General features: G+C 42.3%; 9 protein-coding genes, 1 pseudogene and 1 other annotated feature. Of the genes and pseudogenes, 2 read left to right on the top strand and 8 right to left on the bottom strand.

Annotated elements, in window-relative coordinates; translation table 11 throughout:
* Positions 1 to 23 precede the first annotated feature (23 nt).
* On the bottom strand, positions 24 to 1,271 hold the full coding sequence (locus AC3CH3_RS02620) for a hypothetical protein (RefSeq protein WP_488537676.1): 1,248 nt from the start codon (positions 1,269 to 1,271) through the stop codon (positions 24 to 26).
* A 271-nt stretch (positions 1,272 to 1,542) separates the two neighbouring features.
* Between AC3CH3_RS02620 and AC3CH3_RS02615 the strand changes: the two genes are divergently transcribed.
* Positions 1,543 to 2,757 (top strand): DUF3644 domain-containing protein, encoded by a 1,215-nt coding sequence (locus AC3CH3_RS02615; protein WP_488537675.1) that lies wholly within the window; start codon positions 1,543 to 1,545, stop codon positions 2,755 to 2,757.
* Positions 2,758 to 2,876: 119 nt separating this feature from the next.
* Here the strand turns inward: AC3CH3_RS02615 and AC3CH3_RS02610 are convergent, their stop codons facing one another.
* From AC3CH3_RS02610 to AC3CH3_RS02595, 4 genes are read right to left on the bottom strand one after another with little or no spacing between them, the layout of a single operon-like run.
* A complete protein-coding gene (locus tag AC3CH3_RS02610; RefSeq protein ID WP_488537674.1) occupies positions 2,877 to 3,353 on the bottom strand; it encodes a hypothetical protein in 477 nt (158 codons plus the stop codon).
* 9 nt (positions 3,354 to 3,362) lie between these two features.
* Positions 3,363 to 5,537 (bottom strand): site-specific integrase, encoded by a 2,175-nt coding sequence (locus tag AC3CH3_RS02605; protein WP_488537673.1) that lies wholly within the window; start codon positions 5,535 to 5,537, stop codon positions 3,363 to 3,365.
* Positions 5,538 to 5,556: 19 nt separating this feature from the next.
* Positions 5,557 to 7,971: a hypothetical protein gene (locus AC3CH3_RS02600; protein ID WP_488537672.1), complete on the bottom strand. Its 2,415-nt coding sequence runs from the start codon at positions 7,969 to 7,971 to the stop codon at positions 5,557 to 5,559.
* On the bottom strand, positions 7,964 to 9,316 hold the full coding sequence (locus AC3CH3_RS02595; RefSeq protein ID WP_488537671.1) for a tyrosine-type recombinase/integrase: 1,353 nt from the start codon (positions 9,314 to 9,316) through the stop codon (positions 7,964 to 7,966). Before AC3CH3_RS02595 ends, AC3CH3_RS02600 begins: the two co-directional genes overlap by 8 nt.
* Positions 9,317 to 9,450: 134 nt before the next feature.
* Between AC3CH3_RS02595 and AC3CH3_RS02590 the strand changes: the two are divergent.
* Positions 9,451 to 9,621: pseudogene (locus tag AC3CH3_RS02590) on the top strand (autonomous glycyl radical cofactor GrcA); the annotation flags it as partial.
* A 76-nt stretch (positions 9,622 to 9,697) separates the two neighbouring features.
* Here AC3CH3_RS02590 and thrC read toward each other — a convergent pair.
* The 3 genes from thrC to thrA are packed head-to-tail and all read right to left on the bottom strand — an operon-like array spanning position 9,698 to position 14,411.
* Complete coding sequence (gene thrC, locus AC3CH3_RS02585) at positions 9,698 to 10,981, bottom strand: threonine synthase (RefSeq protein WP_017059314.1); 1,284 nt, start codon at positions 10,979 to 10,981, stop codon at positions 9,698 to 9,700.
* Positions 10,978 to 11,934 (bottom strand): homoserine kinase, encoded by a 957-nt coding sequence (gene thrB, locus AC3CH3_RS02580; protein ID WP_032545562.1) that lies wholly within the window; start codon positions 11,932 to 11,934, stop codon positions 10,978 to 10,980. The genes thrC and thrB overlap by 4 nt, the downstream gene beginning before the upstream one ends.
* A 17-nt stretch (positions 11,935 to 11,951) precedes the next feature.
* Positions 11,952 to 14,411 (bottom strand): bifunctional aspartate kinase/homoserine dehydrogenase I, encoded by a 2,460-nt coding sequence (gene thrA, locus AC3CH3_RS02575; RefSeq protein WP_019825216.1) that lies wholly within the window; start codon positions 14,409 to 14,411, stop codon positions 11,952 to 11,954.
* A gap of 29 nt (positions 14,412 to 14,440) precedes the next feature.
* Positions 14,441 to 14,559: a sequence feature (Thr leader region), on the bottom strand.
* Between the last annotated feature and the right edge of the window lie 208 nt (positions 14,560 to 14,767).

The following is a 14,767-nucleotide window of genomic DNA, read 5'->3' as shown; positions in this document are numbered from 1 at the left end:
AAGATGTGCCCATCAGTCGGTTACTACCCAATGATTAAATGCCTGCTGATAGCTTTTTTACACTCTAACGTAAAGCGCCCCCCCATATCTCTATCGACCTCGAACCTTTTCTTTTCCGAATCAACAAACCTTACAGTAGCCTTTATATTCTCACCTTCGCCGCTCAATATCAGGATCAAAGTGCTTTCGTCTACTTCTTCGAAGCCGAGGGTCAGTTTCTTATCTCCAGCATGATTGTAAATGTCATATTTCGGGTAGTCGTCATCAACCGCCACCGCACCGATATCATTGCTTTCATCAAGCAATGGTTCTAGAACATTATCTTGAATGACTTGACAAGCTAAGAGGTATAAAGGAGAACCTTGTGCTTGCTTGATGATCGACCTTAGCTGAATACTTCTATATAAACCACCAAACGTTGCCCCTTCACTACTGGTTACCAGACTCTCTGATATTTCATGGGCTGCAACAAACATGTTCTGTATATCCTCTTGTGAGTTGGAGCTTTCAGTTGATGGGGTATCAACTACACGACTCACTATGGGCGCAAACTCTCCACCTAAAAAGCTCATAAGGTGTAGCGTTTCAAAAAAAGCATCTCGGTAGGCATTTATGTCTGAACGTTCTAGATTAATTAGCTTCATCCCTGTTTCATAATGAAGAGTTAATACGCATTGATTTAAATACTGAATTAGTTGAAGGTTCACACTCTCTTTGATATGTCGGTTAGGCGTATCTTTGGCTTCTTCTTTGTGTAATAGACTTAGAGCTTCTTCTAGCACTCTTTCGGTGTTCGAAAAGTAGTATTCAATAGCTCGTATCGCTTCATCACAGACACTTAGCTTACCGCGCTGTATAAGACGATCTTCCGCGTACAACTTCGAATGAATTGCTGGTAAGTCATCAACTGATATAAAAGTGAACGAACGGTCAGAAGCAAACTTACCAAACTGCTTAATTAAAAGTTGCTCACTGGCAGAGTATTCATCCCTTAGGTGCCTGTTTAACAAACACTGCTCCTCTAACTCAGACGGTTTATTCGAGTTATGGGCTATCAACCATTGAATAGATGTAGTAAAACAAAAAACAACAAGAGCCAGCGCTAATTGATAGGTTTCTAATATACTCTTTAGCATTTCAGGGAACCCTGAGACATTCTGAGCCATGGAGACCAATATAAACACTGCTACCAAAGTAAAAGATGGTAACACCCAAAACCAAATGGATTTGTATGGTGCCTGCCTTTTAGCTTTACTACTTATTGTATCCATAAACTCTTCCTAGTCAGTAGGTTATGCACTAGTTTATCCTATGTTCTTTATCACAACCAACATAGTTAATATGATTGTGTTACACATCATCCACACTACTTTCAAGTCCGTAATTGAGAGCTTTTAGTTCAACACTCCACTTAGTTGGGATGTAACACCGAGGTGCAGGTCAGACTGTTTAGCTATACCAATTTGAATAGTGATGTTCGGCAGATTTTGGAAGGGCACTAGATGCTATGATGCTTGTTTTAAGCATAAGGTTTCAAATCGAATGACGGTAATAGCGGAGAAAAAGTGGGCTAAAGTCGACAAAGCATTCACTTTTTTTTGTGAGCATTTTGATAGAAAAGAAAAATTTGACCTTGATTGTTTAGTCGAGGCTACAGGATGGAGCCATTCAACAATCAAAACCTACTTACGGAAAAAGTGGACTGCTTTGCTAGAGGCTACCGATGATGGGTTTAACGTTACTGATTCGATTAAAACATTCAATAAGGCTTCTTTTCGCCAACATCAAAGTCAAAAAGAAAGTGTCGAAAAAACACTAAGTCAAATCATGGTAGACAAGTCGATATCTGCATGTGTGTCGGCTATTGAAATCTACAATAAGCCTAACTTTGAGCATAGAGAAGAATCATTCTCAATTTTGATGACAAATGCTTGGGAGCTTTTACTTAAAGCTAAGATGGTTTTAGATTCAAATAACGATCCTAGTACAATTTATATGCTCAGGGGTGGCGAACCACAAATTACACCAAGTGGTAACAAGAAAACTATTCCATTGGGAACCGCTGTTAATAAACTATTCAACTCAGGTGCGCTACCAAGTGTCGTTGCAGATAACATCAAACTATTGATGAACATTCGAGATGATTCTATTCATTTTGTATGTGGCGACCCAGAGTTGAGCTTGAGTATCCAGTCTATCGGCACTGCATCACTGAAGAATTACATGACCATAGCAATACAATGGTTCAACTATGACTTTAGCCAATTTAACTTCTATCTCATGCCAGTGTCTTTCTTCCACTTGTCTGATATGACCAGCTTTAGTGTCTCTAGTGATGAAAAAGAAAACTTGGTTAACTATCTAAAAGAGACTGAAAAGAACCACGAAAATAGTGATGATGCTGAATACGCTATCTCTCTGAAACTTCACACTAAGTTAGTCAAAACGACTAGCGATGAGGCGATACAGGTGCGTGTCACAAATGACCCTGAAGCTCCTGAGATAATTTTCTCGGAAGAAGATGCACTCCGAAGCTACCCACATACATATGCAGACCTCTTAGAGATATTTAAGAAAAGATACTCGAATTTCAAACAAAATCAGCTCTTTAATGAAAAAATGAGAAGCATAAAATCCGAAGGGGAAGCGTATTGTAAAGTTCGTAGGTTGGAACCAGAGAATCCCAAAAGTCTCAGCAAAAGGTTCTATCACAGTCGTATTATCGAGAAGTTTGATACTTGGTACGACAAAAAATAAGTTAGCTGAGCACGCTATGGGTAAAGAAATATTGGTGACGCTAGGGCTATTTGTACGCCTCTCTTCATCACCAGAGCTGTCAGTTCCCCCGAGTAAAAGCGCAGCTTAATACTTACAAGTTACTTACGAGTCTTAGCATTGATATTTGTAACATTGTCTTTGTTGCTCATATCAATGGTCTTCATTGCTTCCTCTCTATCAGCTAGAGGAATTTTGAAGAATAGCGCCGTTATTGCTTGATGATGAGATGCTAACTTTTCCTCCCAAGAGTCGGCATCCCTTTTAATCTTCAAGTTCAAAGCTGCATTCTCTGCTTTTAGCTTTGTATTTTCCTTTTTGAGCTTATCTACTTTCGTCTGTAGTTCACTGACTTTATCCAGTTCGTTTCTGGCATTGTTGATGCCTACAATTCTCTTCTTGATATCAGGGTGATGACGAATAGCCCCTAGAGTTAGACCCGCCTCTATCTGTACATTTTTGTCATTCAGCCTCACGACCTTTTGTTTCTTCAGGTCTTGACTGGTGTATGTGCCAGACACAATCCTTTCAATTGCATCAAGCATAGCCTTATTTGAGCGTTCTTTACTACGTGCCATAACAGTCTCCTAGACGTTTGTCGCAGGAATAAGTTGAGCAACCTCTTGAGGTGCAACAAAGGTCTCGTGAGGGAAACCTAAATCCAACATTACTTTCTCAGCGGAGCGTATATCCATAACCAACTTGGCCGCTGAACTCCCGTTCAACTCATCTGACTCTTGCAAAACCAATAAATTACGCATGGCAGTCATGCGTAGTGACTCAGCCACAGTCGCATCTTCTAAGATGTCCCATGCGCAATCTGTACACTCTGATAAATCTATGGCTGCACGTACTGAACAAGAAACTTTAGTACAGTACATACCTTTTCCTATGGCATGTATATGGACTTTTCCAGCTTGAATCTGTTCCTTCCAATATTCAGCGGACAGCTTTCTGCCATTAACTCCCTCGCTAAAATAATTATTATTTTCAATCACCTCTTTGGATAAGCTCTTACCGTAGCCTCCTGCCAAACGCTCTTTGTTCGCCAATCTATTGTAAATACGAGCAAGAGTCCGAGATGAGCGGTTTGCACGTTCTTCAGAAAGTTCGCTATACAAAGCTTTAAATGAATGGGCATTCCTTGCGTACCAACGAGTCATTGCCTTAGAAATGTGCCCTAATTGTTGTTTGAGCTGTGGGAAGTCCATTAGCTCTAAACCAATTACGTAAAACGCAAAACTTCGGCGACATTGGTGATTAGTATATGGGAATTGTTCACCAACACTTGGTAGGTTGCTGTGTGATGGATCTGAAACTCTAAGAGCATCAACATCTTCAATGGTTAATGTTAATTTTCCTTTGTAAATGCGCTTTATGGTGTCATTAATAGTTTTACCCAATCCTGTTTTATCTATTGGTTTTGGGTTATATGGTTCAGACAAGGCGGCGAAGAATTTACTATTCGAACCTTTTACAAACATTTTTCTGTAGGGGCGGTGTATCGCATTAAGCACATGAAAAGACTTAAAGCCTGCAAGGTTAGTCACATAAACATCATCTGCTGTCTGTGAGTCTAAAGTCAACTTCTCTTGCTTAGTCGTAAAGCAATAGACTGTGCCAGCACCAATTTTGATGTGGTCTTGAGCACCATAAACTGGCGAAAGTTCAAATAGCTCACCAATTCTCATAGCGCTCAAAGCCATAGCCAAAAACGCGGCCTTAGAATTAAGGTTGCGGATATATTCTGCAAAATCAGCGCGGCTGGTAAATAACCTTTTACCGACCTTAACTTCAAAGCTGCTCCACACCTCTCCTGTCTGAGCACCATGAATACTGGTGACTTCACAGCTACTCCAGACAGAGAGCCATTGCGAGTTCTTGCCATTATCTACAATTGGGACGTTATGTTCACAAAAAGCGTCGGACAGTTTCTTTATTATCTCATCACTTAGAATTACACTTTCAAGCTCAAGCTCTCCATACCTAACTCTTCGTGCACATTCTTCATTAACTAGTTTGGAATGAAGGATGTACTTTCTGACAGCCTCCTCTAAACTTTTTCTGTCATCAAAGGCTTCCTCAATATCTGAGATCGCATCACGTAGCAAATCAAAGTAGATTTTGTAGGGAATTGTTAAGTGCTGATCAGTTTGTTGACTCACTTTGCTGAAATGGGATGGTTTGAGAGTTCTATTGATCTCTATATCAATTGGTAAGTGGTCTTGAACTTGAACCATTCTATTGATCGCAGATAGATTTTTATTACCTTTATCATCTACTTTCAAACCATGGTCAATCATCATAAGTATGGCTTCTTCATCTATTTGAGAGAAGCTAGATATGCCAACTTCACTTGCTATTAGTGCTATTTGCGTCAACTTTCCTACAGTATCAACAATGGAAGCATAACCGTACCTCCCCTGTTCGGTTAGCAGCTCCAGAGCAGCAAAACACTTAATCTCGTTACGGAGGCCTCTGGGAAGAATATAGCCCTCAAACCCTTTTCTCGTAGAGTGGTTAAACAATAGTCTTTGATATTGATACCCTTGTCCAAGGGCGCTGATTTCCCAAATATTATGCGAAAACATAACAGGACAATTATCGTCATCAATAACTGTCAACTTCTCTAGGTGATCCCAATCACCAGACTCAATAGTAGGAATTAATACGTCATTGATATAATCAATATCAATACCGACATCCGCAAAAAACTCTTCCGAGCTAACACCCTCATTGTTCTTATTCTTTATATCCTTCATCAAATGCACTCCCTTCGTACTATTGATACATAAAATAGCGACCCTTAGCCTCTAGGATTGCTTCTGCTTGCTCTAAGACATCTTCAGAAATGTTTGCGGAGATTAGCGATTCAAATGAAAGTATCCTATCGTCTAGCGCCTCATTTTGAGGATGTAGTTCAGCAGCATCAATAAGGGACTCTATAAATGAGAGAAGTTTGTATACTTGCTCAGGATCATCCACTAACTTTGCGCTCAAACAGTCATCACATCGATCATACTGATAGCAATTTGTTTTTGTTCCCCCTTCGGTAACCCCCAGATCATTTGCAGCTTTTTGAGCAAGAGTGTCCTGCTTCCCTTCAAAATCAGCCTTACCGTTACAGAAAATCCCATTAGGGTTAGTGGGTTTTTTCTTTTCCTTATACTGATCAAACGTTAAGACCTCTACCTTCCAATCCTCTCGAACCTTCTGTTTTGCTTCTTCTAACTCAAGCCCTCTAATCATTTCCAGAATGACATCTAATGCTTGAGCTATTATTTCGTTGTTTTCACCCGAATGACCATTTGCGTAATGCTCCTCAAACACCTTTCTTGTGTTTTGTAACACCGCCATGGCAGACGCTTCAGAACCATACCTATATTCATTGTCCGCAACTGTTTTGCGAAACCGAGAAGAGTTGAGACTGCAATAGAACTTGGTTGCAGTTAAACCTAGACGGCTCAAAAAGTTTGAGGTTATCGGATACACACCATAGGGGCGTCTGGTATCCCTGTTACCTATGGGTAGTAAATATGATTTGCCTTTTGTTGGCTCTATGTTGAAGCCTGAATCATCAGTATATTGGTTTCCTCGTTTGCGCCTCCTCATAGGAGGAAATCGCTTGTTCGCCCAGTCTTCAATCTTCTTGAACACTGGCACATAGGACTCATCAGCATACATTTGGATTACTGAATCGCCAGCCGCCATTGATGCTGACATGTTCGATGTACAGGTGATTATGACCTTTCCCTTTTCATCAGGCTCAGAAAAAAATAGTGGCATCTGCGCATGTCTGAGTGACTGCGAAGTAAAACACTGCATGAATGCCAATGACAGTTTGTGCATGGCAAGGGTTCGCTGGTTAGAGCGCGGTTGGAAGTAGGTTTTGATTTTCTCTACACTACGTGTCCCAACTTCATTTGATTTAACTCTAACCTCTTCAATGTAGCCATGATCACACAAAGTATTAATGGACTCTGCGAGTCTTTCTGCCACTCCAACCCTACTATCTGAGAATAACTCCAGCTTCCTTGGTATTTCGTCAGAATCGGAGCCTGACTTGAAAGGCTTGATATCACCACTATCATTTATTTCAAAGAGCAAAAGACTTCTATCAGAACCAAATTTATTAGAGAGTTTTATAAGTAATTTGAGAAAGATTACCCCTGAGCGTTTATCTATTCGTGCAGACACTTCTTCTAAACTCTCATCTAGTTCATCATCAATAAAAACGCTTTTGACCTCTTTACCGCCACGTCCTTTGTAACCTTTAACTAATGAGTATTGAGACACCTTTCCTTCTACTTTCTCAGTAATAAACGAGATTGGTTTTCTCAATGAGGTAATCACTGAATCATTGAAAGCACTGTAGTGACAGAACAAGTAATAAGCCACCTTCATTGTGAAGTTGAATACTTGGCTTATAGTCATTTTTTCAAGCATCAACAGTTCTAAATCTAGCGGATCATTACTTTGCGAAGAACTTGACTCGGCTAGTTTATGCAAATGCCCCTTTGTGCAGGTGTCTACACCCAAGAGGTCATATTGAGCAATGAGAATAGGGGCTAATAAAGAAAATTTGGCATTTAACCTACTGAGTATTCGCTCATGCTCTCCTGTGCTGTAGCTTTCTTGAATAGTTTTAGGCTTGCCTGTTACCTTAAAGTCTTTTAAACCTTTGTCCCAATTAAAAGTATCTAACCCAAGAGTGGACAAAAATGCTCTTAACGTTCTTTTTTTATGCGCCGCCGTTTTTTCAGAAATACCGACCAAATCACCGTCATCATACATATATAGGTGTGCATGCATTCTCGAACCAGCTTCAACCAAGCCCCATAAATATCCATTAGCTCCAAAGTAAGATATCCATGCCTTTTTTGAAAGTGGCGGTATGTGACTTGCATCTGCATGTCGAATATATGATTTGAGATCTAAAAATAATCCACGAGCATAGCTCTCTTTGCCAAGCTCGAAGTTCTCCCTAATCTCTCGCTTAGCTCGATCGAGTAAAGTGGCTCTCTTCCCACACTCAATAAAAGGCTTGGACTTATCACATAAGACGTAATCAAGCTCTTCAAGGTCAACGATCTTCTTAACACCTTGATCCATATATATGAAAACATCAGGACTTCCCTCGATGTGTCGTGCACGGCTATCGTTCTCGACCAGTTCTAGCAAACTACTTTTAGGCATTAACCGCTCCTCGCGCTTCTCGATTACGTCTGTACGCAGCTCTCTTCGACAAAGCTAAGTCATTCAAGAAGTCCACATACTTTAGAGTGTCCGTTGATTCACTATGCCCCATTAATACTTGAAGACCACTTATGTAGTGGGACAAAGGCAAACTGGAGTCTTCTGACTTTGACAAAAGGTAATGTGTTGCAAATGTTGCTCGCAAGTCATGGAACTTGTAGTACCAATCATTAAACTTCATCTGTATTTTTTTCCGCAACTTAGACCAAATAGACTCAATGGTATTCGTTGTAATTTGACCCAGTAAGGTTCGAGGACTTAGGATAAGTTTTGGTTCAAAGTCTGCTCCAACTCCTGATACTTTCAGTTTTTCTACTATCTTCTGCCGTTGTTCCGATATTTTGTAATCAAATAGTCTCCGCATTAGTGATGCTGGAATTTTAGTTACTCTGGACTTGTCACCTTTGGTTTCAACACCATCTAACGTGTTGATAGCTAAATTACACTCATCGTCATCAAGCTTGGGTTGATAGATTGCCCCCTCATTTAAAGTTGCCACTTCCTCTATCCGAAGACCTCCATAATAGGCAAGCTCTATGACTAACCTATCTCTCACTGGAAACTCTACAGATTGAATATAACCCTCTAGTATGTCCAACGAGTCTCTTGTTAGCGGCTTAAGCTTTTTGAATTCCTCCACCTCGGCATTCTTAGGAAACTCCTTCATTAAGTGTGTGGTTTGAACCACGATCTCTTGATTTCTTCTAGTATGGGATAGCATGTCAACATGCTTCTTCGAGTTTCTAAATATGCGCTTATATGAAAAGATGAACGGCTTTACGTTATCAGTCCAAATGAATACCCCTTCCTTATGCATCCACTTGTAAAAATCGATGATGATTCGCATATACGCTTTGGCAGTAGACAAGGCTAATGTGGGCTTATATGGATCTTTATTTCGGTTTTTGATACATCGAATCAAAAACCTTCCAAAAAGGTGAGGGGAGCCATCTTCTGGTTCCGCATATACATCCTTGTAAGACCGATTGTTAAAATCAAGCCATCGACAATACATAAGAAGTGCTTTAGCACTTGTATTAATGTTCTGTGTTTTGCGTGCACACACTGTTAAGTACAAGTTCATGGGATAGACCAGCCTCCCATCAGCACTTACAATTTGAGGGAGATCATTAATCTTGTTGGTTGACCTAGCAGGAGCGCATGGAGTGAACTCACCATCATCAGAGAGCTTTACTTTTAGCCTTGGGTACAAGTCACACTTAAGGCTGGTAATAAAGTAGTTGTATTGATTACCCCATCCAAAGAGATTGCCTTCACTTTCCATAGTCAGACCACTGTATTTGTTATTAACCGATACACCTAGCCTATACACCAATGTATGCATAGACAGTGATTTAAGTCATAATTTTCAAAGGTCACAAAATTAAGGTTTCGAGTCATACTGGATAAACAAGGGTACACCTAAACGTTAACGTTCTTAAGCGTGAAACGCTAGAAGATGCAGTTGCTCACCCAGAGAACTACCCACAGCTAACTATCCGTGTATCGGGTTACGCTGTACGTTTCAACTCTCTAACAACTGAACAGCAACGTGACGTTATCGCACGTACGTTCACTGAGTCTCTATAATTTTTAGAGCTTAATTAGAATACAAAAACGGCGCTCATTGAGCGCCGTTTTTATTTGTTCGAAAAACAAATGGACGTTACGGTTGAACTCGACGAAGCACAGCTTTTAGCGCTTCAAAATCGTTATCAAGATCTTCAGACAACAGCTCCATCGCCGCGTGTTTTGCTAGCGGGCCAGGCAGTTCGATATCAGAACCTAGGATGTCATCAACCACTTCTTTGAATTTCGCTGGGTGTGCTGTACACAGGAACAAGCCAGTTTCGTTCTCTTGCAGTTGCTCTTCCAGTAGACGGTAAGCAATCGCACCATGTGGTTCACATAGGTAACCTTGTGCTTTTAGGTCGCGAACTGACTCAGCGCTCTGCTCGTCAGATACTTTACCTTTGCCTAGTGTATCTAAGCCCCAACCTTTCAGTTGGCAAAGTTCTTCGATACGAGGCCAGTTGTTTGGTTGGCTTACGTCCATCGCGTTCGATGTTGTCGCAACAGTCGGTTTTGGATCCCATTGGCCTGTTTCTAGGTAACGAGGAACCGTGTCATTTTCATTGGTTGCTGCGATGAAACGCTTAACAGGTAGACCTAGCGCTTTAGCCAATAGACCAGCTGTTAGGTTACCAAAGTTACCACTTGGTACAGAGATAACAAGGTTTTCACGTTGCTCTTTAGTCAGCTGAGAAGCCGCCTCAAAGTAGTAACAGATCTGAGCCATTAAACGGCTGATGTTGATCGAGTTTGCCGAGTTAAGACCGATCTCTTTACGCAGTTCAGCATCATCAAATGAGTCTTTAACTAGCGCCTGACACGCATCAAAGTCGCCATCAATCGCCACAGTGTGGATGTTCTTACCAAGCGTACAGAACAGCTTCTCTTGCAGTGGGCTGATCTTGCCTTTCGGGTAAAGAATCACAACATTAATGTCTTCCATACCGTAGAAAGCATGCGCAACCGCCGCACCAGTATCACCTGATGTTGCCGTTAAGATAGTGATTTGACCACCATCAGAAACAGCTGCTAAAGATTGAGCCATAAAGCGGCCGCCGAAATCTTTAAATGCGAGTGTTGGACCGTGGAAAAGCTCAAGCGCGTAAACGCCATCTTTTACTTGGTTGATTGGTGCAGGGAATTGGAACGCTGCATCCACCATTTGGTCGATCTGCTCTTTTGGTAGTTCATCACCAATCAATGCTGACAGAATCTTTGAGCTACGAGGGACAAAGTCCTCTGCTAGCAGCGCATCGATATCATCAAACTTTGGCAGTTCAGATGGGAAAAATAGACCTTGATTACGGCCTAAGCCTTGACGAACGGCTTGGCCAAAAGAGACTTGTTCATCATTTTCTTTGATGTTGTACAGTTTCATAACTCACTTCCTGTAACGATCGAACCCTGCTTATCTAGGCGACAAACGTGAACGAATCCTTCTTCATTTTGTACGTAATTTTGTTCTAACCAGCGTGCAACACGCTCGGCGACATCTTGTTCTTTGCAAATGCTAAATAGAGTTGGACCGCTACCAGAAATACCAGTAGCCAGTGCCCCAGCCGACAGCGCATATTTACGAGCATCAGCAAACCCTGGAAGCAGTTTCTCACGATATGGTTCAGCGATCACGTCTTTGATCATCTTCGCAGCCAGTTCAGGTTGACCTGAATGACACGCGTGGATAAAGCCCGCTAAATGGCGACCATGAGCAATCACATCCTGGCGACGATATTGAGAAGGTAGAATCTCGCGAGCTTCTGCCGTTGAAACCTTAATGCCCGGATACGCCATTACCCAGTACCAGTCATCAAAACACGGTACTTCTTGACTAATGATACCTAGCTCTTCCAGCATTAATTGCACACCACCAAGGTAACAGGGTGCAACGTTATCGTAGTGGATACCGCCTGAAATTTTACCTTCCATTTCGCCCATCAGAGCAAGCAGTTCAGTTTCATTCAGTGGCTGACCATGAAAACGGTTTAAAGCATCCAGTGCCGCGACAATTGAACAGGCACTTGAACCTAAACCAGAACCAATAGGCATGTTCTTTTCTAGTGTCATTTCCAAAGGCTTTAGCGCAACGCCTTTTTTATCGAGCTCTCGAGAGAACACAACCCAGCAGTCGTAAACGATGTTTTCTTTGGTTTCAGTTGGCAGCTTAGAAACAAAACTGCCTGCTGTTTTTAGTGAGAATGATTCATCACCTGCTTTAACCATAACTCGGTCACCGAGCAGCGTGCCATCCACTGGAGACACAGCGGCCCCCAGCACATCAAACCCTACACTGACATTGCCGATTGATGCAGGTGCATAAACAACAACATCCATATCACTTGAACTCATTCCTAAACTCCTAATTTCCAACCAAGAGTACGCATCACATCAGAGAATACGCCTGCTGCTGTAACTTCAGTACCAGCACCGTAGCCACGCAGAACGAGTGGAATTGGCTGGTAGTAACGGCTGTAGAATGCCAGAGCGTTCTCACCATCTTTAATCTTGAACATTGGGTCGTCGCCATCAACAGCTGCGATACGAACTTTACACTTACCATCGGCGATTTCACCAACATAACGAAGTACTTTGCCTTCTTCTGCTGCGATCGCTGACTGTTCTTGGAAATAAGCATCCGCTTCTGGCAAGCGAGCCATAAACTCTTCAACCGTGCCTGAATCATCAAAACCCGGTGGCAATGCTTGGTCAACTTCAACATCTTCAAGCTCAAGTGCCATGCCCGCTTCACGAGCAAGAATAAGCAGCTTACGCGCAACGTCCATACCAGACAGATCATCACGAGGATCCGGTTCAGTAAAGCCGTTATCTTTTGCAATGTTGGTTGCTTGACTGAGTGTCATACCTTCATCAAGCTTACCGAAGATGTAAGACAGTGAACCAGAAAGAATGCCGTTGAATTTCTCCAGTTCATCACCTGCAGAGATTAGGTTCTGTAGGTTTTCGATGACCGGTAGGCCAGCACCTACTGTTGTCTCGTACATCAACTTACGACGTGAATTACGTGCAACTTCACGAAGCTGATGGTAGTAAGCCATACTCGCTGTATTTGCTTTCTTATTTGGTGTTACCACGTGGAAACCAGCCGCTAGGAAATCAGCGTATTGCGCCGCAATTCCTTCGCTAGACGTACAATCAACCAATACTGGATTGATAATGTGGTTACGTTGAACAAGTGCATTTAAGCGCGCTAAGCTAAACTCCTCTGTCGCGCTCGACATGCGATCACGCCACTGCTCTAGCGGTAGACCATCGCTGTCTAGCAACAAACCTTTGCTGTTTGCTAAACCACATACGCGAATCACGATGCCTTTTTCAGCCAGTTTGCCTTGCTGACGTTGGATCTGGTCAACAAGCTCACCACCAACACCACCAACACCAACAACGAATACGTCAAGGAAGTGCTTAGAGTTAAATAGGTTCTCGTGACACGCTTTGATCGCTTCAGAGATTTTGTCTTCAGGGATAACCGCTGAAATAGCGCGCTCTGAAGAACCTTGAGCGATAGCAACAATGTTGACGTTCACTTCTGCTAAAGAAGAGAAGAATTGAGACGCCACGCCACGTGAAGTGCGCATACCGTCACCCACCAGCGTTACAATCGCAACGTCATCCATGAACTCAACCGGCTCTAACAGGCCATCTTTAAGTTCAAGTTCAAACGCGTCTGACAACACTTGTTTCGCTTTCACTTTGTCAGCAGATTCAATACAGAAGCTGATGCTGTACTCAGAAGAAGATTGAGTAATAAGGACAATAGAAACGCCAGCAGAAGACATCGCGCCGAATACACGACTCGCCATACCTACCATGCCCTTCATACCTGGGCCTGATACGTTAACCATCGTTAGGTCGCTTAGCGTCGTAATACCTTTAATTGCTAGGTTATCTTCGCCAGTGTCTTGGCCAATCAAAGTACCCGCACCCTGTGGGTTGAAGCTGTTTTTGATTAGACAAGGAATATGGAATTGCGCGATAGGAGCGATAGTCTTCGGATGTAGAACCGAAGCGCCGAAGTAAGAAAGCTCCATCGCTTCTTGATAGCTTAGCGATTTAAGAAGACGAGCATCATCCACTAAACGCGGGTCACAGTTGTAAACGCCGTCTACATCTGTCCAGATCTCACAGCAATCAGCACGTAGACACGCTGCTAGCACTGCAGCTGAATAATCAGAGCCGTTACGGCCAAGTGTAACTAGCTCACCTTTATCGTTACCAGCTGTAAAGCCCGGCATGATATTTACGTGACCTTTAGGAAGTGGCGATTGACGGAAGTTCTGAGTTGAAACATCCACATCGACCATAGCTTCAAGGTGATCACCTTTAGCGTATAGGTATTGAACTGGGTCAATCAGGCTTGCTGGTTGGCCTTTCGCTTCAAGTACCGCTTTCATCAACTGGATTGAGATTCGCTCACCTTTACTGATGATGCGAGCATTAACATGGTTCGGGCACATGCCCAGCAGGTTAATGCCGTTTACGAACTGTTTTAGCTGAGCAAGAGAAGTATCAACCTGCTCTTGGAACGCAGAACCATCAATAGAAGGAACAACGGCTTGAATATCTGCAAACAGTGCAGCGAATGAGGATTCGATCTCTGTAATCTGTGCGTCTGCTTCACCATTTTTAAGTGCAGCTTCAATTACAGCGACCAACTTATTGGTTGTTTTTCCTGGAGCCGATAGTACAACGGCTAGCTCTTCTTGCTGGGCATTATTAGCGATGATATCAGCCGCTCGTAAAAAACGATCTGCATCAGCTAATGATGAACCTCCAAACTTTAAAACGCGCATCCCTTTCTCCATAAGTCATAAAAATGGTACAAAAAAAGGCCTGTATCTTGTTGGATACAGGCCTTTTTTTTAAAATCCGTTACTTAGCAGCCTGCCCCAACAATGTTAATGTCGGTAATAATAATGGTTGTGGTCATTACTAGGTGGCTTACGTGCTGCATATCAAATTCTCTGCTTGTGCTTTACTCTACGTGTATCAATTTTTACCACTGGACGTCAATGAAAAGTTGCGTTTTTTTTACATTCGCACCGTTTTTCAGAGCAAACCGTCATTTAAGGGATAAAACACCCTGTATAAACCTTCACTTAAGATACTGGATTTACTCATTGAATAGGCAGGAGTGATCAATTGCATA

The sequence above is a fragment of the Vibrio sp. QJM3NY_35 genome, from assembly GCF_057785915.1.
Note: the sequence above shows the minus strand (reverse complement) of the source record. Positions and strands in the feature narration are given on the sequence as shown.